The organism is Haloarcula montana (assembly GCF_035666295.1).
Lineage (GTDB): Archaea > Halobacteriota > Halobacteria > Halobacteriales > Haloarculaceae > Haloarcula > Haloarcula montana.
Genome location: NZ_CP142027.1, coordinates 2,395,861 through 2,419,943, shown reverse-complemented (window position 1 = coordinate 2,419,943; position 24,083 = coordinate 2,395,861). Strand labels below are relative to the sequence as shown.

The 24,083-nt window shown below is 65.6% G+C and carries 23 protein-coding genes; 9 read left to right on the top strand and 14 right to left on the bottom strand.

The window, feature by feature from the left end:
• Positions 1 to 6: 6 nt before the first annotated feature.
• On the top strand, positions 7 to 1,089 hold the full coding sequence (locus VJ109_RS12790) for a DR2241 family protein (protein ID WP_324757220.1): 1,083 nt from the start codon (positions 7 to 9) through the stop codon (positions 1,087 to 1,089).
• Here the strand turns inward: VJ109_RS12790 and VJ109_RS12785 are convergent.
• Together VJ109_RS12785 and VJ109_RS12780 are read right to left on the bottom strand one after the other, a co-directional pair.
• The gene (locus VJ109_RS12785) at positions 1,086 to 1,640 is read right to left on the bottom strand and encodes a DUF7524 family protein (protein ID WP_324757219.1); all 555 of its coding nucleotides are present in this window, start codon (positions 1,638 to 1,640) and stop codon (positions 1,086 to 1,088) included. The genes VJ109_RS12790 and VJ109_RS12785 overlap by 4 nt on opposite strands.
• Positions 1,641 to 1,673: 33 nt before the next feature.
• Positions 1,674 to 1,868, bottom strand: coding sequence for a methytransferase partner Trm112 (locus VJ109_RS12780; protein ID WP_324757217.1), 195 nt, complete (start codon positions 1,866 to 1,868; stop codon positions 1,674 to 1,676).
• A gap of 87 nt (positions 1,869 to 1,955) precedes the next feature.
• On the opposite strand from VJ109_RS12780, the gene VJ109_RS12775 reads away from it, so the two are divergent.
• On the top strand, positions 1,956 to 2,315 hold the full coding sequence (locus tag VJ109_RS12775) for a group I truncated hemoglobin (protein WP_324757215.1): 360 nt from the start codon (positions 1,956 to 1,958) through the stop codon (positions 2,313 to 2,315).
• 3 nt (positions 2,316 to 2,318) lie between these two features.
• Here VJ109_RS12775 and VJ109_RS12770 read toward each other — a convergent pair whose 3' ends face one another.
• Positions 2,319 to 3,695 (bottom strand): adenylosuccinate synthase, encoded by a 1,377-nt coding sequence (locus VJ109_RS12770; RefSeq protein ID WP_324757213.1) that lies wholly within the window; start codon positions 3,693 to 3,695, stop codon positions 2,319 to 2,321.
• Between the two features lie 197 nt (positions 3,696 to 3,892).
• Between VJ109_RS12770 and VJ109_RS12765 the strand changes: the two genes are divergently transcribed.
• Positions 3,893 to 4,198, top strand: a complete 306-nt coding sequence (locus VJ109_RS12765; protein ID WP_135304560.1) for a hypothetical protein — start codon at positions 3,893 to 3,895, stop codon at positions 4,196 to 4,198.
• A gap of 40 nt (positions 4,199 to 4,238) precedes the next feature.
• Here the strand turns inward: VJ109_RS12765 and VJ109_RS12760 are convergent, their stop codons facing one another.
• Positions 4,239 to 6,818, bottom strand: a complete 2,580-nt coding sequence (locus VJ109_RS12760; protein ID WP_324757209.1) for a DUF7527 domain-containing protein — start codon at positions 6,816 to 6,818, stop codon at positions 4,239 to 4,241.
• Positions 6,819 to 6,948: 130 nt separating this feature from the next.
• Here VJ109_RS12760 and VJ109_RS12755 point away from each other — a divergent pair, with 130 nt between their 5' ends.
• From VJ109_RS12755 to VJ109_RS12730, 6 genes are all read left to right on the top strand, one after another.
• Positions 6,949 to 7,344: a DUF7541 family protein gene (locus VJ109_RS12755; protein WP_324757208.1), complete on the top strand. Its 396-nt coding sequence runs from the start codon at positions 6,949 to 6,951 to the stop codon at positions 7,342 to 7,344.
• Between the two features lie 48 nt (positions 7,345 to 7,392).
• Positions 7,393 to 7,644 (top strand): DUF6684 family protein, encoded by a 252-nt coding sequence (locus VJ109_RS12750; protein WP_324757206.1) that lies wholly within the window; start codon positions 7,393 to 7,395, stop codon positions 7,642 to 7,644.
• 193 nt (positions 7,645 to 7,837) lie between these two features.
• Positions 7,838 to 9,631 carry a cytochrome c oxidase subunit I gene (gene ctaD, locus VJ109_RS12745; protein ID WP_324757205.1) on the top strand — a complete coding sequence of 598 codons (1,794 nt, stop codon included), beginning with the start codon at positions 7,838 to 7,840 and terminating at the stop codon, positions 9,629 to 9,631.
• A gap of 200 nt (positions 9,632 to 9,831) precedes the next feature.
• Positions 9,832 to 10,116: a DUF7520 family protein gene (locus VJ109_RS12740; protein ID WP_276222381.1), complete on the top strand. Its 285-nt coding sequence runs from the start codon at positions 9,832 to 9,834 to the stop codon at positions 10,114 to 10,116.
• 45 nt (positions 10,117 to 10,161) lie between these two features.
• The gene (locus VJ109_RS12735) at positions 10,162 to 11,076 is read left to right on the top strand and encodes an ABC transporter ATP-binding protein (protein WP_324757202.1); all 915 of its coding nucleotides are present in this window, start codon (positions 10,162 to 10,164) and stop codon (positions 11,074 to 11,076) included.
• A complete protein-coding gene (locus VJ109_RS12730) occupies positions 11,073 to 11,921 on the top strand; it encodes an ABC transporter permease subunit (protein ID WP_324757200.1) in 849 nt (282 codons plus the stop codon). The genes VJ109_RS12735 and VJ109_RS12730 overlap by 4 nt, the downstream gene beginning before the upstream one ends.
• Here VJ109_RS12730 and VJ109_RS12725 read toward each other — a convergent pair whose 3' ends face one another.
• The 10 genes from VJ109_RS12725 to VJ109_RS12680 form a co-directional block, all read right to left on the bottom strand.
• Complete coding sequence (locus tag VJ109_RS12725; RefSeq protein ID WP_324757197.1) at positions 11,922 to 12,716, bottom strand: CBS pair associated ParBc domain-containing protein; 795 nt, start codon at positions 12,714 to 12,716, stop codon at positions 11,922 to 11,924.
• Between the two features lie 38 nt (positions 12,717 to 12,754).
• Positions 12,755 to 14,302, bottom strand: a complete 1,548-nt coding sequence (locus tag VJ109_RS12720; RefSeq protein ID WP_324757196.1) for a DHH family phosphoesterase — start codon at positions 14,300 to 14,302, stop codon at positions 12,755 to 12,757.
• Positions 14,303 to 14,346: 44 nt separating this feature from the next.
• Complete coding sequence (gene lrpA1 / locus VJ109_RS12715) at positions 14,347 to 14,775, bottom strand: HTH-type transcriptional regulator LrpA1 (RefSeq protein WP_276222389.1); 429 nt, start codon at positions 14,773 to 14,775, stop codon at positions 14,347 to 14,349.
• 80 nt (positions 14,776 to 14,855) lie between these two features.
• The gene (locus tag VJ109_RS12710) at positions 14,856 to 15,794 is read right to left on the bottom strand and encodes a thiamine pyrophosphate-dependent enzyme (protein ID WP_324757193.1); all 939 of its coding nucleotides are present in this window, start codon (positions 15,792 to 15,794) and stop codon (positions 14,856 to 14,858) included.
• A gap of 2 nt (positions 15,795 to 15,796) precedes the next feature.
• Positions 15,797 to 17,695, bottom strand: a complete 1,899-nt coding sequence (locus VJ109_RS12705; protein ID WP_324757191.1) for a 2-oxoacid:acceptor oxidoreductase subunit alpha — start codon at positions 17,693 to 17,695, stop codon at positions 15,797 to 15,799.
• A gap of 203 nt (positions 17,696 to 17,898) precedes the next feature.
• Positions 17,899 to 19,461 (bottom strand): hydantoinase B/oxoprolinase family protein, encoded by a 1,563-nt coding sequence (locus tag VJ109_RS12700; protein WP_324757189.1) that lies wholly within the window; start codon positions 19,459 to 19,461, stop codon positions 17,899 to 17,901.
• Entirely contained in the window at positions 19,458 to 21,440 is a 1,983-nt protein-coding gene (locus tag VJ109_RS12695; protein ID WP_324757187.1) for a hydantoinase/oxoprolinase family protein, read from the bottom strand. The genes VJ109_RS12700 and VJ109_RS12695 overlap by 4 nt, the downstream gene beginning before the upstream one ends.
• 44 nt (positions 21,441 to 21,484) lie before the next feature.
• Positions 21,485 to 21,895 carry a GtrA family protein gene (locus VJ109_RS12690; RefSeq protein ID WP_324757185.1) on the bottom strand — a complete coding sequence of 137 codons (411 nt, stop codon included), beginning with the start codon at positions 21,893 to 21,895 and terminating at the stop codon, positions 21,485 to 21,487.
• Positions 21,896 to 21,901: 6 nt separating this feature from the next.
• A complete protein-coding gene (locus VJ109_RS12685; RefSeq protein WP_324757184.1) occupies positions 21,902 to 23,302 on the bottom strand; it encodes a sulfatase in 1,401 nt (466 codons plus the stop codon).
• 176 nt (positions 23,303 to 23,478) lie between these two features.
• Entirely contained in the window at positions 23,479 to 24,003 is a 525-nt protein-coding gene (locus tag VJ109_RS12680; RefSeq protein WP_324757181.1) for a hypothetical protein, read from the bottom strand.
• Between the last annotated feature and the right edge of the window lie 80 nt (positions 24,004 to 24,083).

Genomic DNA, 24,083 nt, shown 5'->3' with positions numbered 1-24,083 from the left:
GGACGCATGGACGACACCCGCGTCGAGGCGTTTGCCGACGCCGCCGCCGACGGCGTCGACTTCGACGGCATCGAGGCGCAGGTCGAGGACGACAGCTACACGCTCTCGACGGCCGACGGGACCACTGCCGAGGGGTCGGTCGCGGCCCTCGCCGACGTGGACCCCGCCGTCGAGCGCTACGTGACGAACTGGTACTTCTGGCACGCGACGGCCCCGCAAGCCGAACCGCGGTGGGCGTTTCTCCGGTGGCTCGAAGGCGCCGACGAGCTGTCGGTCCCCGATCGATACGACCGCCTCGACGGCGGGGTGACGACGACCTGGGGGGAACTCGCCGTCACCGTCGAGCGCGATGCGGACGGCGACCGCGTCTACGACCTGCGCCACGAGGCCGACCGCGGTGTCGACGCCGACGACCTAGACAGCTACGACGACCCCGTCGCCGCCCGCGAACTGGCGAAACACGACGACCGGGACCGGTACCGGCCGCTCAAGACGGCTCCGACGCTCCACACTGGGTGGGTGTTCCCGGAACTGGACCCGGCCGCGCTGGTCGAGGCCGTTCACACGTTCTACCCGGCGACCGTCCAGAACTGGTACCGGGAACGGCAGGGTGACCTCGACGTGACCCACTGGCACGAGACCACCCAGCGCCAGACCGGGATCTACGGCGTCGTCAAGACCTGGGACCGTGGCGAAGGATACGAACACGTCAACTGGGTCGCCGAGGCCTGCTGTGACGACTCCCAGTGTCTCAAGCGCCGCGAGTGGGAGTACGACGAGGAGACCGACCTCGACGTCGACGGGGGCGACGGCGAGTTCCCCTGCCGGGAACCGTGCTCAGTCGTCATCACGGCCGCACGCCAGTGGACGAAAATCGAGTCCGAACAGCCCCGGACCTACGAGTTCGAGTTGACACCGAGCGAGAAAGAGCAGGTCGAGGAGATCATCGACGCGGTCGCCGACGGGCGGGTCGACGACATCCGCGAAGCCGACATCTACGACGGGGCGAACCGCTATCGTGCTCGATTCCTTCGTGCGAAACTGTTCGACGACGAAGGTAACTTCGACGGCGTCCCGACCGAGGACTAAGCCAGCAGGCTGTACAGCGCGACCAACACGCCCACGACGACGACCGCGGCGCCGACGAAGACGGCGGTGTTCTGGAACACGGCGACGGCACCCAGCGCAGTGAGCAACGCGACCGTCGCCAGCACCATCACCGGGAGCGTCCCGATCGAGCCCGGGAGGTCGGGGGAGTCCGGTTCGGGTTTCGGCGCCGGCGTCGAGAGGTCTTCTCCCACCTCGACGGTCTCCTCCGTCTCGTCGGGCTCGACGAGCGCGACATCGACCAGACGGGTCTGTGCGCCGTAGCCACTGACGACCTTGAGGTTCCCCCGAACCGACCCGTCGCCGGTCACCTCGACGCGAACGAGCCGGTCCCCCTCGCGGTCGACGTAGTGGTTCGTCGCGGCCAGCGACGCAACCGACGAGAGGTCACTGTCGAGGTGGAGATGGACGTGGGTTGGCTCGCCGTGGTTGATCAGTCGGATATCGAACCCACCCGTCGACTCGTAGTCCGTCGGGACCTCCAGCCCGTGGATCTCCTCGCGGTTGATGTGGATCGGCAACGGATCGGGCACAGTTACGACTGCGCGCGGACGCAAGAAAAAGGTTCAGGCCGGTGCTTCGTCGCGCATATCCGGCGGCAGCAGGTTCGGGATACCGTCCTCGATCGGGAACCGCTCGCCACACTCGGTACAGACCAGCGTCCCGTCCAGGATCTCTTCGCCGTCCCGCTCGTCGACATCGAGTTCGAGGTCGTGCTTGTCGAGCGGACAGCAGATGATCTCCATCAGATCCTCTTTCATGCTACCGAGTCGGTCCGGCGGCCCCAAAAGCGTGCCGCTACCCCGACGACCGCGGGCTTTTTGTCGCCGGGCCAGCCCTCACAACGTATGAGCGAGACGCTCTACGACCGACTCGGCGGTGCCGATGGGATCGAAGCCGTCGTCGAGGACTTCTACGACCGGGTGCTCGACGACGACTCGCTCGTCGAGTACTTCGAGGACACCGACATGGCTGAACTCCGCGAGCACCAGCGGGAGTTCATCACGATGGTAACCGGCGGCCCGACCGAGTACGACGGCGCGGACATGCGAACCGCACACGCGCACCTCGACCTCGACGGGGCCGACTTCGCGGCTGTCGCCGGCCACCTCGACGACGCGCTGGCGGCAGCGGGCGCGGCGGACGGGGACAGAGAGGCGGTGCTATCGGCGGTCGCCGACCTCGAAGACGACGTGTTGAACCGCTGAGAATCAGAAGGGGTGTTCGCGGACGATGGTCTCGCCACGGCCGGGGCCGACACCGATCGCGTACACCGGCGTGTCGAGTTCGTCCTCGATATATTCGACGTAGCCCTTCGCGTTCTCGGGAAGCGCTTCGTACCCCTCGGCGGCGACCCCGGCCCAGTCGACCTCGGGCCACCCCTCGAAGGTCCGGAAGTTCGCCTCACAGCGACTCCATTGCTCGGTAGTGGCGGGCATCGCGGCGAGTTCCTCGCCGTCGAGCGTGTACGTATGCCCGACCTTCACTTCGTCCAGTCCGGCGAGTACGTCCAGGTGGTTGAGTGCGAGCCCGGTGAACCCGGAGACCCGGGTCGAGTGGCGCAACATCGGCACGTCGAGCCAGCCGACACGGCGCGGTCGGCCGGTGACGGTGCCGTACTCGCCGCCCTCCTCGCGGATGTAGGTCGCTAGCTCCTCGTTCTCGCCCTCGCCCTGTTCGTCGTAGCCGGGCGTGTCGCCGGCGACACCGCCCAGTTCAGTCGGAAGCGGGCCGCTCCCGACACGAGTGAGGTAGGCCTTGACGATACCGATGACTTCGCCGCTACCGACGACACCGGGGCTCAGGCCCGTCCCGGTCGCCGCGCCGCCCGCGGTCGGGTTCGAGGAGGTGACGTAGGGGTAGTTGCCGTGGTCGATATCGATGATCGTCCCCTGTGCGCCTTCGAGCATGACGTTCTGGCCCTCGTCTCGGGCCGCAGCGAGGAAGGCCCCGGCGTTGACAGTCATCTCTTCGGCCTCGAAGCGACGGCCGAACTCGCGGAACTCCTCGAACAGCGCGTCGACATCGAACGCGTCGGGGTCCGCTAACTCCTCGATGTCGAGCCCGTAGACGTCCTCGACGACCGCGCGTTTCTGCGGGACGACGTACTCCAGTCGTTCACGGAGCACGTCGGGGTCGAGCAGGTCGCCCACCCGAACCCCGCGTCGGCCGGCCTTGTCCTCGTAGGTCGGGCCGATCCCGCGGCCGGTCGTGCCGATCTCGTCGTCGTCTTCGCTCTTGATATCCTCCTCGATACCGTCGAGGATACGGTGGTAGGGGAGGATGACGTGAGCGCGTTCGGCGACGCGCACGTCCGGGTCGAGGCCGCGGTCCTGTAGCGTGTCGATCTCGTCGAACAGCGTCCGCGGGTTGACGACGCACCCGTTGCCGAGTACGCCGACCTTGCCGCGGATGGCTCCACTCGGCACGAGCGAGAGCTTGTACTCCTCGCCCTCGTGGACGACGGTGTGGCCGGCGTTGTCGCCGCCCTGGTAGCGCGCGACGACGTCCGCGTCGTCACCGTACAGGTCGACGATGCCGCCTTTCCCCTCGTCGCCGAGTTGCGAGCCGACGATGGTTACGGTCATCGCTCGGACGTTTTATCCTCCGTGATAAACCGATTACGGTCCCTACCGATCCGTGTGGCCCGTCCCTGGAATGGTGGCGATTCCCATGTGAACTGTTACGACGGGTTTAAGAGAGGGGCGTGTGAAGCGGAAAACCCGGCAAAGCGGGCCGTCCGAGGGTAACTTTTAAATCCCGCTACCACAAGTTAACAATTGCCATGATAGACAGGCTTGAGAAGGAAGTCGACATGCTGGAGCGCCACTTACAGGTGCTCCGGATGGTCATCGAGAACGAGCCTATCGGGATCGTGAAGATGTCCAACGAGACCGGCTACCCCCACCACAAGGTTCGCTACTCGCTGCGGGTTCTCGAAGAGGAGAACCTCATCGAACCCTCCAGTCAGGGAGCGATCACGACCGAGCAGACCGGTGAGTTCGTCGACGACTTAGACGAGAAGATCGACGAGATCATCGAGAAGCTCGAAGGGATGAAGATCGAAGACGCGGCCGAGATCGAAGGATAGCTTCGATACACGCCGAAACGCGTTCTGTACGGTTCTCGAACTACAGCTCCGGGACGGCCATATTGAACTCTCCTTCCCGCGCTTCGAGCAGACAGAGGTGGTAGCCGTCGGACCGGGAGAGGTTGACGAAACTCGCCCGCTTGCTCCTGCTGAACAGTCCGCTCGCCGTCGCTTCTTCGGCCGTTTCGAGCGCCTCGGGAGCGAAGAAGCTCTCGGTCACCAGGAACGCGGCCGCCAGCGACGAACTGGTGTTGCCGAGCCGTTCGGTGGTCGTGAGCAGATCGGTCATCTGCTCCTCGGTGGCGGGCTCCTTGCGGTCGTTGATGTTGGCGACGATGAGCGGGTTACCCATCCGGTCGCGCACGACCACGTCGTATCGCTCCTGCTCGCGGTGTTCGTCGCCGTTTTCGACGTAGGTGATCGATACCTGTCCGTTGAGTTCGACCCGGTCGATCTCCGGGAGTGCGTCGTACAGGACCTCCATCTCGGTCGCGTGACCTGTGTCACGGATCTCGTAGAGCAGTTTCGTGACGAGCCAACTGACGAACTGATACGGCAGACAGTCCGTCAGGAACTCGTGGAAGGGACGACCGTCGACGGTTACCGACTCGGCCTCGAACTGGGTGTGATACTGGATGCGGAGGTTCGCGTCGACGTCCTCGGGAGCGGCACTCCCGTCCCGTGCGTCGGCCAACGTCGGGTCGCTCTTGGAGTTGTATCTGACAAAGAGGTTCGTCCCGTCAAGTGCCTCCTCCGGAGCGAGCCGTTGACTGGGGTCGGTGCCAGTCACGTGCTCCGGAAGCTGGTTTCGCAGCGACGACACCCGGTCTTCCAGCTGTGCGACCTTCTGGTTCGCTTCACGGAGTTGTGCTTCCAGCCGCTCGCGCTCGGCCCTGAGGTCCTCGTTTTCCCCTCTGAGATCGGTGTTTTCTGCCTCCAGGTCTGCGAGCTCCGTCTCGAGCTGATCGACTGTCGCCGTCCGTTCGTCGAGTTCGGCACGCAGCTCCCTGACGCGCTCGTCGGCACGTCCCGACTGTGAAGCGTCCGGTGCCGACTGCGTCGGCTCCGTGGACGAGGCAGACGGTTCGCCGTGGGTTCCCGCAGCCCGCGTGGATGCTGACTCGGACTGTCGTGGCTGTGACTCCTGGTCGTGTCGCTGTGGGCTCTGTGTCGACTCCCGACGCTGTGTTCCTCGGGTGCCCGTCGTGTCCGATTGGTCCGTGTCCCGGTGTGGCGTCGAGCGGGCTGTCGTCTCTGCCTGCTCGTCGCCGGCTCCGGGGCCGTCCTCGTCGGGCGTCGGATCGCTTAGTTGGGTGGACCGCTCCGGGTCGAGCGACGGGATCGATCGCGTCTCGAAGTCCGGGATCGCCGTGTCGCTCTCGGAGCGGGTCGTCGACGGCTCCGACCGTTCCTGGCTTGCTTCCGGAGCGGCTGGCTCGGTGGACTGCTGTCGTGACGAGTCGGCCGGTTCGGGGTCGCTGGCCTGGGACTCCGCGGTCGTCGGGGACTGTGCCTCGTCGGACCGTGTCGATCGATCTAAACCCGTGTCCTCGGAACTCCTACGGCTGGTCGGGGTGTCGTCGAGATCCGACGACGAGTCCTCGGAGGACGGTGCCCGCTCGGTATCCGTTCGCTCCTCTCGCTCGTCGGCTGTCTCCGGGGACTCTCCTTGGCCGGCGTCGGACTGCCGCACCTCGGGTTCGTCGGAGACTGGCTCCCGACCGCCGACGCTCTTCGATCCTGGCGGGCCGCCTGTAGAACGGGAGTCTCGCTGTCCTGCATCCGAGGGCTCGTCGCTATCGGCTGTACCGGCTTCGTCTGAGTGAGTTTCCGTCCGCTCGCCAGCCGATCGAGCCCACTCGTCCGGGGACTGTTCGACCGTCGTCCGCGACTGGTCGCGTGACTCCGCGTCGGCGGTCGTCGGCGGGTCCCCGCGTGTCTCTCTCCCCTGGTCCGCGGACCGATCGGTCGTGGCACCGCTCGCGGCGTCGTCGGTCCCCTCGGAGTCGGTGTCGCTTGTCGGCCGCGGCTCCCCGCCACCGTGGGCGGTGTCGCCGCCCGGAGCCCCCTGCGTCGTCGACGATCCGGGTATCTCGATCGGCTCGATGTCGGCGGGGAACACCTCGTAGATGCCGACCTCGTCGTCGGCCTGATCGAAGGCCTCGTCACCGGTGACTAGCTGTTCGGATGTCCCGACCCAGGCGACGCTCATCGATCGCCCCTGGTGATAGACGACGTAGTAGTCCCCCGAGAGGACGTTCTCGGAGAGTTCGACGTAGCCGGTGAAGTTGCCGTCGGAGAGCGTCCCGTCGACCTCCGATATCGAGGTGTCTTCGGTGTAGTACTGCCCCTGTGACTCCTGGCCCTGTGCCTGCATCACTGCCAGCAACGGGAGGGATTCGTGGGGTGCCTCGCGGGCGGTTCCCTCGGCGTCCTCGTAGTCCTCGATGTCACCGTCGACGATCCCGATGACAGTCCCGTTGAGCATGAACAGACGGGCCGTCCCAGCGACGACGGCGCCGGAGAACTCCCGGTCGGCGAGCGTTCGGAGCCCCTCGTACCCACCGCGAACGGAGACCGGCTCCCACTCGTCGACCTGATCGACAGTACGGCTACTCATTACCCCTACCAAGCCACATTACGGACAAATAGTTTGTGCCCCCGTTCCCGGGCGGCCGTGGCGGGTTCGCTCGCGTTCCCACGCACGCGAGGTCCGATGCACATATGTCCTGTGAGCCGTAACTCCGGGTATGGACGAGGAACCAGGGTTGAGCGACCAGTATCCGACCGCGAGTCCGTGGCCGCTGTTCGTCGCGCTGGGGCTGGCGCTCTCGGAGGTCGGGGTGTTCGTCGGCCTGTTCCCGGTCGCCGTCTTCGGCCTCATCCTCTTTGGCGGGAGTGTCGCCGGTATCCTCACCGAATCAGGCTACGTCGAGCGGCCGTGGCCGACGCTGGTCGGCGTCGGCGTGATCCTCGCGGCTATCGCGGCCGCTATCGCCGTCCTCCAGCTCCCGGCCGCGGAACTGGTCGTCTCGAACATCGGCGAGGGACCGTTGTTCACCCGACTCGTCGCCGTCGTCATCGCGGGTGTCGTGATGGCTGCGATGGGCGGTGTCGGCTCGATCATGGAACAGAGCACCGTTTGAGCGAAACCAACAGTCTATTTACCGGCCTTCGCTAATCTCCATCCAGATATGGCATTGTTCGGGTTCGAAAAGGACACCCTACTCGATCTCACGGTCAACGTCATCCCGCTGGGCATCCTCGGGTTCTTCATCGTCGCGTTCGCCCTAGTGCCGGCCTTCGGCACCGACCCGGTGTTCTCGGGACTCCAGTTCGCGCTGATGATCACGATGTTCCTCCTCCTGGCGGTACTGACCTACTACGCCGGCAAGGCCGTCGAGGACGCCGAGAAGGCCGAACAGGCCGGCGAGGAAGAGGCGTAGCTCTCGGTTTCACTTCTCACACGCCCTGGTCGTCGATCTCTGCCCAGCGACGGCAGGCCGTGTCTCACGACCCCGTTCTCCCGTCCCCGTCCGGAGAGATATCGGTCCCCGTTGCCGCCCTGTCCCCGACATATTCGGGTGCTCTTTGAAAAGAATCGTCCCTTTCATTAGCACCCAGTCCTGAGGGGCCAGTATGGCAGCAGGAGATCTAGTGCTGACGGGGATGATGGCCGTCCTCCTCGTCGGCATCGCCGCGCTCTTGACGCGCATCGAAAACTGGCGCTCGTACACGCCACTGGCCGGAGGGACAGCCACCGGCGAGGATATCAGTGTCGTTCGCCGAGAGAAACCGGCCGGCATCATCCGCTGGCTGACGACAGTCGACCACAAGGATATCGGCATCCTCTACGGGCTGTTCGCGATCATCGCCTTCGCGGTCGGTGGCATCATGGCGATGCTCATCCGGCTCCAGCTCGTGACGCCGTCGGGCGCTTTGCTGGGGGCGAGCGCTTACAACTCCATCCTAACGAGTCACGGCATCACAATGCTGTTCCTGTTCGGGACGCCGATCATCGCAGCCTTCGCGAACTACTTCATCCCGCTGTTGATCGGCGCCGACGACATGGCGTTCCCGCGGATCAACGCGATCGCGTTCTGGCTGCTTCCCCCCGCTGCCTTGCTCATTTGGGCGGGCTTCTTCCTCGCGCCGGTCACCGAGAACATGATCGAACCGGCACAGACGGCCTGGACGATGTACACGCCGCTGTCGGTCGAGCAGACCAACCCCGGCGTGGACCTGATGTTGCTCGGTCTGCACCTCTCCGGGGTCGCGACGACGATGGGAGCGATCAACTTCATCGCGACCATCTTCACCGAGCGTGACGAGGACGTCTCCTGGGCGAACCTCGACATCTTCTCGTGGACGATCCTCACTCAGTCGGCGCTCATCCTGTTCGCGTTCCCGCTGCTGGGGAGCGCACTCATCATGCTCCTGCTCGATCGGAACCTCGCGACGACGTTCTTCGCCGTCGAGGGCGGTGGCCCGCTGCTGTGGCAACATCTCTTCTGGTTCTTCGGTCACCCCGAAGTGTACATCCTCGTGCTCCCGCCGATGGGACTGGTGAGTCTGATCTTGCCGAAGTTCTCGGGTCGGAAACTGTTCGGGTTCAAGTTCGTCGTCTACTCCACGCTGGCCATCGGGGTCCTCTCCTTTGGCGTCTGGGCTCACCACATGTTCTCGACCGGCATGGACCCGCGGCTGCGGGCCTCCTTCATGGCCGTCTCGCTGGCTATCGCGATTCCAAGCGCAGTCAAGACGTTCAACTGGATCACGACGATGTGGAACGGCCGTCTGCGGCTGACGGCCCCGATGCTGTTCTGTATCGGCTTCGTCTCGAACTTCATCATCGGCGGTGTCACGGGCGTCTTCCTCGCCGCAGTGCCGGTTGACCTGATCCTCCACGACACCTACTACGTCGTCGGGCACTTCCACTACGTCGTGATGGGTGCGATCGGCTTTGCGGTCTTCGCCGGAATCTACTACTGGTTCCCGATCTTCACCGGCCGGATGTACCAGCGGACCCTCGGGAAGGCACACTTCTGGCTCTCGATGGTCGGGACCAACCTGACGTTCTTCGCGATGCTGGCGCTTGGCTATCTCGGCATGCCCCGCCGGTACGCGACCTACGAGTTCAACGGTGCCATCGCACCGCTCGTGCAGGTCGAGACGTTCCACCTGCTGGCGACGGTCGGCGCGGTGATCCTGATGGTCGGACAGCTCATCTTCGTCTGGAACATCGTCCAGTCCTGGCTCGAAGGGCCGCGGGTCACCGACGGCGACCCCTGGAACCTCGAACGTGACGGCATGCTCGACCGCGAGTTCCAGTGGTTCGACGACCAGCTCGAAACGGCGATCATGGACGGCGGCCAGGAACAGGGCGACGTGCGGACTGACGGCGGCGAACCCGTCGACGACGCCGAAGAGTAAACTCGGTACTGTTTTCGCGGCGATCCGGTTCGTGTTCGCGGCGATCCGTTATCCGGCCCCGGCGACCAGGACGATCGCAGTCAGAAACATCATCACCGCGATGCCCGAGAGTACGACGAACAACAGTTCCTTCTGGGACATACCACGCCTACGGGACGGAAGTGAAAAAGGCTAATCGTCCTGGTTTCCTACACACGGGCATGACAGAGGAGCCGGCCGGCCGGTCCGGGGAACGGGTCGTCGTGTGGTTGTACGTCGCCATCGTCGCTCTGGCCGGCCTCATGGGCTTCGTCCTGGGGTCGATCCGTCCGGAGGACCTCGAACCCGAGCTGTTCGGTGTGATCGCGCTCCCGCCGACGCCGCTGGGTGTCGCCATCTACGGCGTCGTGACCATCGGGGTAGGACTGGGTGTCCTGCTGGGACTGGTCGTGTTCGTCTCCCGGCGGACGGAGACGGAGGTCCGTGACACCGGTCCGCGTCAGTAGCTTTAATTCGACGGACAGGGTAGTTGCGAGTAACGCCCTGTCGGTATGACCCTCCTACAGCTCCACGACCTGACCAAACAGTTCGACGACGTGACCGCCGTCGACGACCTCACCCTCTCGGTCGACGACGGCGAAGTGTACGGCTTTCTCGGCCCCAACGGTGCGGGGAAATCGACGACGATCAACATGCTCCTGGGGTTCATGCGGCCCACCAGCGGGACCGTCTCCGTGTTCGATCTAGACGCACAGGAACACAGCGTCGCGATCCGACAGGAGACCGGGACGCTGCTGGAAGGCTACGGCGTCTACGAACAGCTCACCCCCTACGAGCACCTGAACCAAGCGATACGGACCAAGGAAGCGACCGACGACCCGGAACGGTTGCTCGACAGAGTCGAACTGGAGGTCGAGGCCCGCGACCGCCCGGCGGGCGACCTCTCGAAGGGACTCCGCCAGCGCCTGGCGCTGGCGATGGCACTCGTCGGCGACCCACGGCTGCTCGTGCTTGACGAACCGACGACCGGCCTGGACCCCAACGGCGCCCGGATGTTGCGCCGGGTCGTCCGCGAGGAGGCCGACCGCGGCGCGACCGTGCTGTTCTCCAGTCACATCATGGCACAGGTCGAGGCCGTCGCCGACCGCGTCGGAATCCTCCAGCACGGCCGGCTCGTCCAGGAAGGTCCCGTCTCCCAGCTCCGGCAGGAACTCGACGCGGACACGACGCTGAGTATCTACGTCGAAGCGACCCCCCAGGAGTTGGTCGACGATCTCCGGGCGATCGACGGCGTCTCGGCGGTGACCGCCGGCGAGGGAGAACTGACCGTCACCTGCAGCGGCGGCCAGACGAAGGTCTCGGTGCTGGACCGCGTGGCCCGTGGCGGTGTCGGGTTCGACGACTTCGCCGTCAGGGAGCCCTCGCTGGGAGACGTCTTCTCGGCGGCCACGGAGGGGTCGGCGTGACCTGGCGCGACGTGGCCCGCGGGGATCTGTTGCACCTGCGGCGCTCGAAGATGGGGTGGACGGTCGCGGGACTGATGCTGCTGTCGACTGTCGGCGTCGCCGTGACAGCGTTTCTCATGACGCTGGGCGGGGGCTCGATCCCCGAGGTGCGGGTCGTCCTGCTGTTCATCGCGGCGATCCAGGTCGTCTTGCTCCCGCTGGTGGCGCTGGTCGGGAGCTACGGTGCCATCGTCACCGAGCGCAAGACCGGGAGCGTCCGGTTCCTGTTGGGACTGCCCAACTCCCGGTTCGACGCCTACCTCGGGAAGCTCCTCAGCCGGACGCTACTGGTCGCAGCGCCCTTTACCGTCTGTCTGACCGCTGCGTGGCTGTTCTCGGTCGCCGTCTTCGACGGGCTCGAACTCGTCGGATTCCTCGCCGTGTTGGGCTGGTCACTGGTCTACACCGTCATCGCCGTCGGGATCGGTCTGACGATCTCGGCGAGCGTCAAAACCGAGACCCGAGCCGTCGCCGGTATCGCCGCGAGCATGCTGCTGTTCGGAATCCTCTGGCCACTGGCACAGCACTTCGCGCTGATTATCCACCCGACCGAGTTCCTGGAGTACCCCCGGCCGCCGAAGCCGTCCTGGTACTACGCGATCGGGCAGTTGAACCCCGGCGTGGCCTACACACGGCTCGTGTTCGGGACGTTCGGCGAAGGGACGGTCATCCCGCTCGCGGCTCCGAACGAGCCGCTCGGATACGCGACGACGACAGCGCTGTTCGCGGTGCTGGCCCTGGTAGGATGGTTGGTCGTCGCCCCCTGGCTGGGCTACTCGCTGTTCCGATCGGTCGACCTGCCCTGATCACTCCTGTTGGAGCCGGTGGGTCGTCTCGACGAGCGGGTGATGGGCGTAGTCGACCACGTCGATGTCGTCGATCCGCTCTAGTCCGGACTCGGCGGCCGTTTCTGCCATCCCCAGCGAAACTGGTTCACCGAGGACGATGACGTAGGCGTCCATCTCCTCGATACCGGCCCGCTGGGCGGCTTTCACACGGTGGTGTCCGTCCGCCAGCAGGAGTTGGCCGTGGTTGTCGATGACGACGAGTGGTTCCGCCAGCCCGCGTTCCAGTTCGTACTTTCTGCCTTCGAGTTCGTCGGCGTACACCGTCGTCTGTGTGGGAGTCAGATCGGCGAGGGAAACCTCGCGGCGTTCCTCGTGGGCGTCGACGCCGTGGATTCGTTCGAGGGTCTGTGTGAGGTTGTCGACCTTGTCGGGAGTCGCCCGCTCGATCTGTGAGCGGACCACGTCGGCGTTCGAGATGATCCCGACCAGGTGGCCGGCGTCGTCGACGACGGGGAGTTTCTGGAGTCCCGACCGGAGGATCACGCGCGCCGCGTCCTGGATCGCCATGTCTGGATGTGCGACGACGATGTCCTCGCTCATCACGCGGAACATCGGCTCGTACTCCTCGGCGAGCAGGAGGTCCCTGGCGCTGACGAACCCCTCGACGCGGCGACCGTCGGTGACCGGGAACCCGCTGAACCCGTCGCTCTCGGCGATCCGCCGGGAGACAGTCTCGACGGTATCGTCTAACTCGACCGTCGAGACATCACGTGTCATGTACTCCCGGACGGTGGGCTTACCGGAGTTTCCCATTCACCGGACGCTAGCCACGCGTGGACTAAAACTCTCGCCTACGCGGAGTCGGTCCCGGAGGTCGCGTCCACGTCGTCACCGGTCGAGTCATCTCCCTCCGACGATTCGGCGAGCGGGCCGACGACCGCCTCCGGGCCGTACGCCGAATCGCCGTAGACTGTCCCGAGCAACCGATGCGAGCGGGACTCGATGGCATCGAGAAAGCGATCGGTGACGACCGAGGTGACGATGTCGTGGAGCGATTCCTCGCGGTCGTCGATCGAATCCAACACGCCCAACGCGATCTGTGCGCCGGCCATGTCGGCGTGGCCGCCGGCGGAGCCGATCTGGCCGAACGCGTCCCGGAGCACTTCCCCGAGATCGATGTCGGCTCCCCGAGCGCGTGCGGAGGCGTAGATGGTGCCATCGAGGACGCCGTAAACGAGTGTCGCGTGGACGTCTTCCATATCCAGTAGCCGATCGGCAGCCTGGGCCAACGCGTCCCGATCGGAGAGTTTACCCACACAGCTTAACAGGACCGACCCCTCCATCGTCCGGTTGCTGATCGCGCGGGCGATCACCGAGAACGTCTCGGCGCTGACGCTGGGGTCCTCGATCCGTTGCAGGACATCCATATCGGTTCGCGAAACGAGATGTGCCGCCGCCTCGAAATCCACAGCGGAGACTTCCCGCTGGAAGTCCTTGGTATCGACCCGGATTCCGAACAGAAGCCCCGTCGCGACTGCTTCCGGAATCTCGACGCCGAACTGCCGGAGATAGTCCACGAGGAGCGTACTGGTCGCGCCGACTCCGCTCCGGAGGTCGACGAACCGGGCTTCCACGGGGGCTCGCGGTGGATGGTGGTCGATCACGATGTCGATATCTAGGTCCGACGGGAGCTGATCGTTGACACCGGGTCGGGAGTGATCGACCAGTGCGAAGCCCTCGAAGGCGTCGAGAGCAGCCGGCTCGTCGGGATCGAGTTCGACGAGATCGTAGTCGAGTAAGTTGACGAACGCGCGGTTCTCCTGGTGGGAGATCGATCCGTAGTAGCACAACGTGGTCTCACAGCCCGCCCGCTCGGCGAGCAGCCCCAGCGCGACGGCGCTGGCGATCGCGTCCGGGTCCGGGTTGTCGTGGGTGACGATCGCCATCGTCTCCAGGTCACGGAGGACACGCTGGAGCTGTCGGACCCGCGAACTCTCACCGCCGACGACCTGTGTGAGCCGGTCGGTGATCGCGGCGGCCGGATCGACGACCCGATCTGCGACCGACGAGAGTTCGCGTAGCTGTGCCGCCGTGGGATCGGCTCCCGCGTACGCCAGTACGAACGCGGCCGGGAACCGCTCGGCTGCTGCGATCGTCGCCGCGAGGTTCCGAGCCGGATCGTCGCTGGTAACTGCGACGGTATCGGGATCGATGTCCAGTCCGTCCAGCACCGACCGATCGGTCGGGTCCTGGATCTCGACTGCGATCCCGTCCTCCCGGAGTGCCGACGCCTGGTGGTCGTTGTCGGTAACGACAATTAACTCGTCACTGTCGGATCGAATCTCCGCGAGAAGTGGGAGACCGATCGACCCAGAGCCCAACACCAGCCGAGAACGCATAGCAGTCTGTCAGCACCGGAGCGTCTAAAAACCCGCTATGTCGATCACTTCAACCGTTCCTGGAGGAACGAGGGGTGTGCGGCCGTGACACCGTCGATACTGAGAATCTCGTCCTCGATAGCGGCAGCCAGCGAGTCCCCGTCGCTCGCGCGGAGTTCCGCCATCAGCATGTGGTCCCCGCTTGAGGTGTATAGCTCCTCCAAGCCGGGGATCTCTTTGAGTTGCCGAGTCGCCTCGACGTAGCAGTCGCTGGCGACGTCGATCCCCACCATCGCGATCGACTGCCCGGCGAGTTTCTTCGGGTCGATGTCCGCCGAATAGCCGACGATCACGCCCTCTTCTTCGAGTTTCTTGATATACTTTCGCACAGTGGGCTTCGAAACGTCTGCCCGTTGTGCGATCTCGGCGTAGGAGGCCTGTGCGTCGTCCTCCAGAACCGAGAGGATTCGACGCTCCGTAGACTCAGCGCTCATAGATTATTGTTTCGGGTGCATAAAAAAATATCTTCCGAACCACAAACCCGAATTGGCCCCTGTTTGGCGGTGTCGGGAGCTTACTTGTGATGCTGGAGCAGCTTGTCGTAGGTCCGCTCCCACTCGGCGTCTTCGTCGAAGTACCGCTCGGCCAGCGGTTCGTCGGGCATCTCGCCGATCTGGCGTTTCTCCTCGCCGTAGGAGGGACGGGCGTCCTCGACGTACATACGACCGGTGAGCACCTCACCCTCGTAGAGCTTCTCCTCGGTCTGTCGCATCATCTCGGCCGCATCTTTGCGGTCCGAGACGTCGAAGTCGTAGTCGTCGGACTGCTGGACGTCCGTGTACGGGACGTAGTGTTTCGCGTCCTTGTTCCAGGTCGGACACTGGGTCAGGAAGTCGATGTGCGCGAAGCCGTCGTGCTCGATTGCTTCGGCGATGATCTCCTTTGCTTGGTTGGGGTTGACCGCCGCGGTCCGGGCGACGTAGGTCGCGCCCGCGTTGAGCGACTGGCTCAGCGGACGGATCGGCGACTTCGCCGAGCCGTGAGGTTGGGTCTTGGACTTGTGGCCCTTCGGCGAGGTCGGCGAAGTCTGGCCCTTGGTGAGCCCGAAGATCTCGTTGTTGAACACGATGTAGGTCATGTCGTGGTTCTCACGAGCCGTGTGGATCAGGTGGTTCCCACCGATCCCGTAGCCGTCGCCGTCGCCACCGGCGGCGATGACTTCCAGTTCGGGGTTGGCCAGCTTCGCGGCCCGGGCGACGGGCAGCGAGCGGCCGTGGATGGTGTGGAAGCCGTAGCTGTTGAAGTAGCTATTGAGCTTGCCGGAACAGCCGATCCCGGTAAACAGCGCGACTTCGTCGGGGTTGCGCCCGACCTCCGGCATGGCCTGTTTCAGCGCCTTGAGGACGCCGAAGTCGCCACAGCCGGGACACCAGGTCGCCTGGGGTTCGATCCCGGGTGTGAACTCGTCTCGGTCGATCTCGCGGTCGTCGCCGATTGCACTGAATGCACTCATGGTTAGTCACCTGCTGCGGGGAGGAATTTCATGTTGGAAGCGGCGAGGTCCTCGCCGTTGATACTGGATTCGAACCCGTCGACGATCTCGGCGGGTTCGAAGGGGTTGCCGTTGTACTTCAGGAGACTCGACAGCTTGTCGCCGTACTTGCCGATCTCCTTCTGGGTCAGGCCGCGGAACTGGGCCGTCGCGTTCATCTCGACGACCAGTGCCTCGTCGACGGATTCCAGCCACTCGCTGACCTCCTCGACGGGGTAGGGCATCATATCCGAGACGCCCAGGGCTTTGACGCTATGCCCGTTCTCGTTGAGCCGGTCGACGGCTTCGAAGACGGTGTCCTGCTGGCTCCCCCAGACGAGGATGCCGTAGTCGGCGTCCTCCGGGCCGTAGTAGGACTGATGGCTCGCGTTCTCGTCTAAGTCCGCACGGATGTCGTCGAGTTTGCCGAGCCGACGGTTCATCTGTGCGATGCGGTTCTGTGGGTCCTCGCTGATGTGGCCCGAGGGGTTGTGCTCGTTACCCGTCGCGAGGAAGCGCCCGTCCTTCTGGCCGGGCACCGACCGCGGGCTAACGTTCGAGCCGTCCTCCGGTTCGTGGAGGAACCGCTGGAACTTGCCCGAGGAGTGGTGGGCCGCGTCCTGGATCTCGTCTTCGGTCAGCACCGATCCGGGGTCGGCGTTTGGCTCCTCGTCGAAGTGGCTGGCCGGCAGGTTCCGGAGTTCGCCCTGGATCTTCTGGTCGTAGACGACGATCGCCGGAATCTGGTACTCGTAGGCGATCCGGAAGGCGGCCCGAGTTTGGGTGTAACACTCGCGGATGTTCGCCGGAGCGAACACGACACGGGCCGAGTCCCCCTGTGAGGTGTACAGGACGTGTTCGAGGTCGGCCTGTTCCGGTTTGGTCGGCATCCCGGTCGACGGGCCGGCACGCATCGCTTCGACCAGCACGAGCGGCGTCTCGGTCATCTCGGCCAGCCCAAGCGGTTCGGACATCAGCGCGAAGCCACCGCCGGAGGAACCGGACATGGCCTTCACGCCGGCGTGGGACGCCCCCAGCGCCAGTGCCGCCGCGGCGATCTCGTCCTCGACCTGCTCGGAGATCCCGCCGAACTCCGGCAGGTGTTGGGACATGATCGTGAAGACATCGGTCCAGGGGGTCATCGGATAGCCGGAGATGAACCGACAACCCTCGTCGAGCGCACCGTAGGAGATCGCGTTCGACCCCGAGAGGATGACCTGCTCTTCGTCGTGGGAGCTCTCGGGGACTTCGATATCGTGGTCGATGTCGCGTTCGGCTGCTGCGTCGTAGGCGTCTTGGAGGACGTTGAGGTTGGCCTCCTGCATATCCCCCGCCATGTTCTGCTTGATGAGTTCCTCGAACTCCTCGGTCCCGATGTCGAGGATCGCAGCGGTCGCACCGATCCCGGCGGTGTTGCGCATGATCTCGCGGCCGTGTTCCTTGGCGATACCACGAAGGTCCATCGGAACGACGTGCCAGCCGTTCTCCTCGGCGGCCGCTTCGAGATCGGTCTCGTCGACGTCTTCCTGGTCGAGCAGCCCCTCGTCGTACAGCAGGACGCCGCCCTCACGGAGGTCGTCGAAGTTCTCGTACAGCGGTTTCAGCTCTTCTTTGCCGTAGTAGGCTTCTTCCTGTGGGTTCCGTGCGAACGAGTCCCCCAGCGCGAGCAGGAAGTTGTAGCCGTCACCGCGTGACTGTACCGGTTCGTCTTTCGCCCGTACCTCTACGTACGTGTGGCCGCCCCGGATGCGCGACGGGTAGTGGCGATGTGTGAACACGTGAAGTCCCGATCGCATCAGGGCCTTCGCGAAGTTCTGGCTCGTCGAGTCGATCCCGTCACCGGAACCACCTGCGATTCGCCAGATTAATTCGTTATCTGTCATAGTGAAATCCTCGGCCCCAGCAGTGGTGCCGTACTCTGGTAAATGGGGGGCCGTGACTAAAGATTTTTCACTGTATTAATCCATATAAATCGTTATCGTTGGGCTCGGACCATTCAGATTCCGGATTTCAGAATTTAGACCAATCAATTGATATATGATACCACACGTCCAACCGGTGTAGCCAGTTCTGGAGAGAACTCCCCTCACTGCTCCGGTTCGCCGTGACCGCCACCGCCCGGCGTCTCGATACGGACGGTCGTCCCCGCCGAAACGTCGCGTGTGACCTTCGCCGGAACCGACTCGCCGTCGATGTAGTTGTGACCCGTTGACCCGTCCCCGCCGCCGTCGAGCCCCCAGGGAGGGTGGCGTCGCCGTTCGGTCAACAGTGAGACGGTCGCGTCGGTCTCGACGGTGAACGCGCGGACCAGTCCGTCACCGCCGCGGTGTCGGCCGGCGCCACCGCTGTCGGTCCGCAGGCTGTACTCGTCGACCCGGATCGGATAGGCCGCCTCCAGGGCCTCGACAGGGGTGTTCAGCGTGTTCGTCATCCCGACCTGGACACCCGAGAGGCCGTCGGTGTCACTGCTGGCGCCCATCCCGCCGCCGACCGTCTCGTAGTAGCTAAAGTCGGGCGCGCCGACGACGACGTTGTTCATCGTCCCCTGGCCGGCCGCCGGCACCCGTCCGGGGACCGCCTCCGCCAGCGCCCGGAAGACCACGTCGGCGATCCGCTGGCTCGTCTCGACGTTGCCACCGACGACCGCGGCCGGTGGTTCGGGGTTGACCAGCGATCCGGGCGGTGCGTGGACCGAGACGGGGTCGTAACAGCCCTCGTTGGGCGGTACGTCGGGATCGGTGACCGACCGGACGACAAAGTAGACGGCGCTCTTGGCGACCGACAGCGGCGCGTTGACGTTGCCGTCGACCTGGGGCGCAGTCCCGGCGAAGTCCACGTCCAGATGAGCCCCGTCGATTGTGACGGTAACCTCGATCGGGATGTCCGTATCGACGACGCCGTCGCCCTCCATGAGATCGCGAGCGGTGTAGGTCCCGTCCGGCATCGCCGTCAGTTCCGCCTCGACACGCTTGCGCGAGTAGTTCTGGACGGCCTCGAAGGCCCCGAGCAGGCGGCCGCCGTGGTCCGCGAGGAGGTCGCCCACACGCTCCCGTCCGCGCTGGTTCGCCCCTCGCTGGGCACGGAGGTCGGCGCGTCGCTGTGCCGGGTTGCGGACGTTCGCCAGCAACAGATCCAGGATATCCTCGCGTATCTCGCCATCGGAGAGGAGTCGCGTCGGCGGGATGCGGACGCCCTCCTGGTGGATCTCCCGGGCACCGGCCGGCATACTTCCCGGTGCCATCCCACCGACATCGGCGTGGTGTGCCCGCGAGACGGTGTAGCCGACGATATCACCGTCGTCGGTGATCGGCGAGACCAGCGTCACGTCCGGGAGGTGGGTCCCGCCCTCGAAAGGGTCGTTCAGGACGAACACGTCGCCCGGTCGTGGATCGTGTGCCAGCACCGCGTCGACGGCCTCCGGCATCGCCCCCAGGTGGACCGGGATGTGTTCGGCCTGTGCGACGAGGTCGCCGTCGGCGTCGAACAGCGCCGTCGAGCAGTCCCGGCGCTCGGTAATGTTCGGCGAGAACGCCCCGCGGATCAGGACCTGTCCCATCTCCTCGGCGACGCTTTCCAGTTGAGTCCGCAATATCTCTAGTTCTACGGCGTCGAGATCGTCGTCTGCCCTGGAGCGGTCCCCGTCTGTCATCGATCTTCCTCCATCGTGAGCGTCCCCTGGTCGTCGACGGTCAGTCGCCACGCGGGCGGGACGACGACGGTGCTCTCGCCACCCTCGACGATCGCCGGTCCCGACCTGCTGTGGCCCGAGCCGAGCGCGCCCCAGTCCAGAACTGGCGTCTCCCGGGGAGAGTCGAAACGGGCCTCCCGGCGGCCGCTGACGGGGTCGCCCTCGGCGTGGTGTCTCGCGGTCGGCATCTCGTGGGAGACGGTCGCCGTCGCTCTGAGCGTCACCAGTTCGACCGACTGTTCGGGCAGTTTGTACCCACGAGCCTGATCGTGGACAGCGTGGAACCGGGCGGCTACGCTGGCCCGATCGAACTCCTCCAGGCCGACACCGAGTTCGTAGCTCTGGCCGGCGTAGCGACAGTCCGCCCGGAACGTGACCGTCGCGGCCGTCGGGTCGCTCGTGTCCGCGAGTACCGTTGATTCGAGGTCCGCGAGCACGTCGCGGACCGCGTCCGGATCGACCGTCCCCAGTTCGGCCCGGTACGTCCGGGCAGCGTCATGGCGCTCGTCGGCAGCCAGCAGTCCGCGAGCCGAGAGGACACCACTCGCTCGGGGGACGACGACCGTCGAAACGTCGAGTCCATCGGCGAGCGCGGCGGCGTGCATCGGCCCCGCGCCGCCGAAGGCAGCAAGCGCGAACTCGCGAGGGTCGTGGCCCCGCTCGACAGTCACGCTCCGGATCGCCCGTGTCATCGCCGCGTTAGCGACCTCGTAGACACCGTGAGCGGCCTCGACCGGACCGTCCAGGGCCGCCTCCTCGGCCAGCGCTGCGAGCGCGTCGGTCGCCGCATCGACATCAAGGGTCAGGTCCTCCCCCAGTGTGGTGTCGGCCCCGAGATAGCCCAGTACCAACGCGGCGTCGGTCACCGTCGGGTCGGTCCCGCCTTTCCCGTAACAGGCCGGACCCGGCTCCGCACCGGCCGACTGGGGGCCGACCCGGAGCGCGCCGCCGGCGTCGACCCACGCGATCGATCCGCCGCCGGCCCCGACCGTCTCCACGTCGACCATCGGCACGCGGACCGGCCGGCTGCCCACGTCGGCCTCGGTCGTCCGCTCGACGGAGCCCTCCCGGACCAGTGAGACATCACTGGAGGTCCCGCCCATGTCGAAGGTGATCAGGCCGTCGACGCCGTCTGGTTCGAACGCACTGGCCCCGACGACGCCCGCCGCCGGCCCCGATAGCGCCGTCGTCACGGCGTTGTCCCGGACGGTCTCGGCGTCGGTGATCCCCCCGTTTGATTGCATGATCCGCGGGGCCGGCAGTCCGCGTTCGGTCGCACCGGCCACCAGTCGCCCGACGTAGTCGTCGATGACCGGCGTCAGGACGGCGTCGGCGACGGTCGTCGCGGTCCGCTCGTACTCGCGGAACTCCCCCAGTACCTCGTGGCTCGCCGACACAGGTACGTCCAGTTCTGTCCGCAGCGTTTCCGCCGCCGTCCGCTCGTTCTCCGGGTGTGCGTAGGCGTGGAGGAACGCGACCGCGACGGCCTCCGCCTCGATCGACTCGGCTAACGCCCGGATCTCCTCCGTGTCGATATCCCGCTCGATCCCTTCGGTCGTCGCCCGCTCGTCGACCTCGTATCGCCGCTCGGCCGGGACGAGGGGGTCGGGACGCTCGGCACGCTGGTCGTACAGCGACGGCCGATCCTGTCGGCCGATCGCCAGCGCGTCGGCGAACCCCTCGGTCGTGACAAGCGCCGTCTCTGCGCCGGTCCCCTCCAGCAACGCGTTCGTCGCGACCGTCGTCGCGTGCCGGAACTGACCCACGTCCGCCGGATCGGTGTCAGCAGCGTCCAGCGCTACGCTGATACCGTCGAGGACGCCTTCGTGTTGCGGGACCGTCGAAGGAACTTTCGCCGTCGTGAGACCGCGATCCGTGGCGAGGACGACATCGGTGAAGGTCCCGCCGACATCGACGCCCAGCCGGACCGTCTCGTTCATACCGACAGTCGAGGCTGCCGACTCTTAAAACGGTCGTGCTCGGGTCAGCCCCAGGTCCACCGGGCATCGAGGACGTACCGGTAGATGCCCGTCAGCGCGATCGCACCGCCGTTTGCGAGGAGCGGGACCGCAGCGGCCCAGTTGACGAAGGCATACAGGAGTCCGAGCTGGAGCGGGATCGCCGAGCCGCGGACCAGATTGGTCTTGCTCATCCCGACCAGATACTCCCAGCGGGACGTGTGCCTGTCGTGGCTGAACGTCCAGGCGTTGTTGAGGACGTACTGGAGCAGGATCGTGATCTCGATCGCGATAGCCGCACCCACGAGGTAGTTCAGGCCGCCGAACTCGATGAACAACCACAGCAGGACCGTCTGGATCGACGCCGCGGTAAGGCCGACGAGAAAAAACCGGATCAGCCGTGGGTTCCAGACGAGCGATCCTTCGGCGAGCGCCATCGGAGACTATTGATAGCCCAAGGCTTGTAAGCGTGCCGCTATTTCGTCGCTCTCTTCCAGTTCGTCGTCGGTCGAACCGTCGCCAAGCGCCTCGACGTGGTCCGAGACGACGGCCGAGAGGCGGTCGACGACGCCGGTGGTATCTACCCCGTCGTGTTCGGCGTCGGAGATATCGGTCTGTTCGCCGGGGTCAGTCCGACGGTCGTACAACTCGTGGTGATCCGACTCCGTGTGCTCGATGTAGGTCCAGCGCTCGTCCCGGACGCCGACGAGTAGCTCCCCGTCGTCACGGCGGCGCGGGATCGGCTGGCTCGTGACCGACTCACCCCGCACGGCGACCGAGACGACGGGACTGTCGTCGATCGGCTCGCCCTCGAAGGCAGGAACGACTGACTGGCCCGCCCACTCCGGTGCGGGGTCGACACCGAGGAGGTCACACACCGTCGGCGCAACGGTGTCGAGTCCGACCGGCTCCGTCACCCGACGGCTCGGTCCGCCGGGGACGGAGACGAAATACGGTACCTCGACGAGTTCGCGGTAGAGTTTCGGGTAGTGAGCGAGATGGCCGTGTTCGAGGAACTCCTCGCCGTGGTCGCCCGCGACGACGATGGCCGTCTCGTCGGCGACTCCCTCGGCCGCCAGCGCGTCGAGGATGCGGCTGACGCTCTCGTCGACCTGGCGAACGGTGCCGTCGTACAGCGTCCGCAGCGTCGCGAGCCGGCCCTCGTCCACGTCCCAGCCCAGCCCGGTCCGGAGGTGTGAGCCGAGCATCCGTGCGACGCCGAGTCGGTTGTCCGAGACTTCACGGAGGTGCCGTGGTGCCGGGACGTACGGCGTGTGGGTATCCATGTAATGGACCCACAGGAAGAAGCGGTCGTCCGTCCGTCCGACGAACGACTTCGCGTGGTCCTCGACATCGGTCAGCCGCGAGACATCGGCGAAGGGGCGGTCGTCATCACCGCCCCGGAGTTTCGTCGCCGCCCGCCGGAACGGTGAGAGGCCGAGTTGGACCCACGCCTGGACGGTCGGATGTGCTGCCAGGTACTTGCTGTACCCGCTACTGTCGACGAACGGTTCGAACTCGTCGAACCCGCGGTCGTACCCCCAGTGGTCGGTGAGAAAGCCGTTGGCGGCGTTGAACCCCCCCGTAGCGAACCCGGCGTCGGAGAGCCGCTCGGCCAGGGTCGGGGACGACGCGACCCCGATCGAGGGTCCCTCGTCGAACACCGGCCGTGAGCCGAGGATCGTCGGGAAGGAAAACGGCGTCCAGTTGCCGTGTGCGATGGCGTCTTCGAAGACGATGCCCTCGTCGGCCAGCCGATCGAGCGTCGGTGACGCCCCCGCGTCCAGCGCGTCCGCTCGCAGCGAGTCCACCGTGACGAGGACGACGTTCGACGGGCCTGTCATCCCTCACCGCCCCACGTCGATTGTGACGGGACGGGGACCGCTGGCGGCGGCCGCACTGTCCCGGAGAGCCGATCGTACATACCGGCACATGGGGATACACAGTACTGAACGTTCTGGTCACGGTCGCGGGCGAGCGAGCCAGGGACGACGGTGGCGCCGGCTGTCGATCAGTCCACTCAGAGGATCGGTCCGGGGCGGAGAAACAGGAAGATCACCACGTTCACGACGAGCCCCGCCAGCATCAACACACCGGCGACAGCAAGCAGTAGCGAGCCCTGCCGGCGGTGATACGCCGACCGGACCCGGTAGCCACAGCCCAGCGCGATCAGCCCCGTCAGAAACGGGGCCACGACCAGCGAGAGGGCGGCGGAGGCGATGCCCAGCCCGTACAAGCCACCGTGACCCAACAACCCGTCTTTCGAGGGTCTAGCTGCCCGATGACGGCCGATAGCGTAGCCCAGCCCCGCCAGGACGTTCACCACCGGGAGTTCCAGGGCGACGATCAACGGCCAGGAGAGGGCACCTGTCCCCTCGCCGTCCGCGACGACGAGCGGGACGAGCGGAAATGAGAGTGCCCAGCAGGCAGCCAGCAGTTGTATCGGGGTCGCGAGGTCGAGGAGAAAGCCGACGGCGAGTCCGTCCAGCCACAGCGTCGACAGCACGGTCACGGCAACGAGCGGCGTGTCTGATCGATCTGCCATAGTGACGACTGTCGGGACTGTTTGCCCCGTTCCGATAAAAAAGCGCCCCACGATGCCGCGACACAAACGGCTAAATACGT

Coding starts and splice junctions, on each gene's coding strand:
- VJ109_RS12775 (WP_324757215.1), top strand. CDS start 1,956: ATGAGCGAGACGCTCTACGACCGACTCGGCGGTGCCGATGGGATCGAA.
- VJ109_RS12740 (WP_276222381.1), top strand. CDS start 9,832: ATGACAGAGGAGCCGGCCGGCCGGTCCGGGGAACGGGTCGTCGTGTGG.
- lrpA1 (WP_276222389.1), bottom strand. CDS start 14,775: ATGAGCGCTGAGTCTACGGAGCGTCGAATCCTCTCGGTTCTGGAGGAC.
- VJ109_RS12765 (WP_135304560.1), top strand. CDS start 3,893: ATGATAGACAGGCTTGAGAAGGAAGTCGACATGCTGGAGCGCCACTTA.
- VJ109_RS12700 (WP_324757189.1), bottom strand. CDS start 19,461: ATGACAGACGGGGACCGCTCCAGGGCAGACGACGATCTCGACGCCGTA.
- VJ109_RS12725 (WP_324757197.1), bottom strand. CDS start 12,716: ATGGGAAACTCCGGTAAGCCCACCGTCCGGGAGTACATGACACGTGAT.
- VJ109_RS12680 (WP_324757181.1), bottom strand. CDS start 24,003: ATGGCAGATCGATCAGACACGCCGCTCGTTGCCGTGACCGTGCTGTCG.
- VJ109_RS12720 (WP_324757196.1), bottom strand. CDS start 14,302: ATGCGTTCTCGGCTGGTGTTGGGCTCTGGGTCGATCGGTCTCCCACTT.
- VJ109_RS12760 (WP_324757209.1), bottom strand. CDS start 6,818: ATGAGTAGCCGTACTGTCGATCAGGTCGACGAGTGGGAGCCGGTCTCC.
- VJ109_RS12705 (WP_324757191.1), bottom strand. CDS start 17,695: ATGACAGATAACGAATTAATCTGGCGAATCGCAGGTGGTTCCGGTGAC.
- VJ109_RS12770 (WP_324757213.1), bottom strand. CDS start 3,695: ATGACCGTAACCATCGTCGGCTCGCAACTCGGCGACGAGGGGAAAGGC.
- VJ109_RS12780 (WP_324757217.1), bottom strand. CDS start 1,868: ATGAAAGAGGATCTGATGGAGATCATCTGCTGTCCGCTCGACAAGCAC.
- VJ109_RS12710 (WP_324757193.1), bottom strand. CDS start 15,794: ATGAGTGCATTCAGTGCAATCGGCGACGACCGCGAGATCGACCGAGAC.
- VJ109_RS12695 (WP_324757187.1), bottom strand. CDS start 21,440: ATGAACGAGACGGTCCGGCTGGGCGTCGATGTCGGCGGGACCTTCACC.
- VJ109_RS12735 (WP_324757202.1), top strand. CDS start 10,162: ATGACCCTCCTACAGCTCCACGACCTGACCAAACAGTTCGACGACGTG.
- VJ109_RS12685 (WP_324757184.1), bottom strand. CDS start 23,302: ATGACAGGCCCGTCGAACGTCGTCCTCGTCACGGTGGACTCGCTGCGA.
- VJ109_RS12690 (WP_324757185.1), bottom strand. CDS start 21,895: ATGGCGCTCGCCGAAGGATCGCTCGTCTGGAACCCACGGCTGATCCGG.
- ctaD (WP_324757205.1), top strand. CDS start 7,838: ATGGCAGCAGGAGATCTAGTGCTGACGGGGATGATGGCCGTCCTCCTC.
- VJ109_RS12750 (WP_324757206.1), top strand. CDS start 7,393: ATGGCATTGTTCGGGTTCGAAAAGGACACCCTACTCGATCTCACGGTC.
- VJ109_RS12755 (WP_324757208.1), top strand. CDS start 6,949: ATGGACGAGGAACCAGGGTTGAGCGACCAGTATCCGACCGCGAGTCCG.
- VJ109_RS12790 (WP_324757220.1), top strand. CDS start 7: ATGGACGACACCCGCGTCGAGGCGTTTGCCGACGCCGCCGCCGACGGC.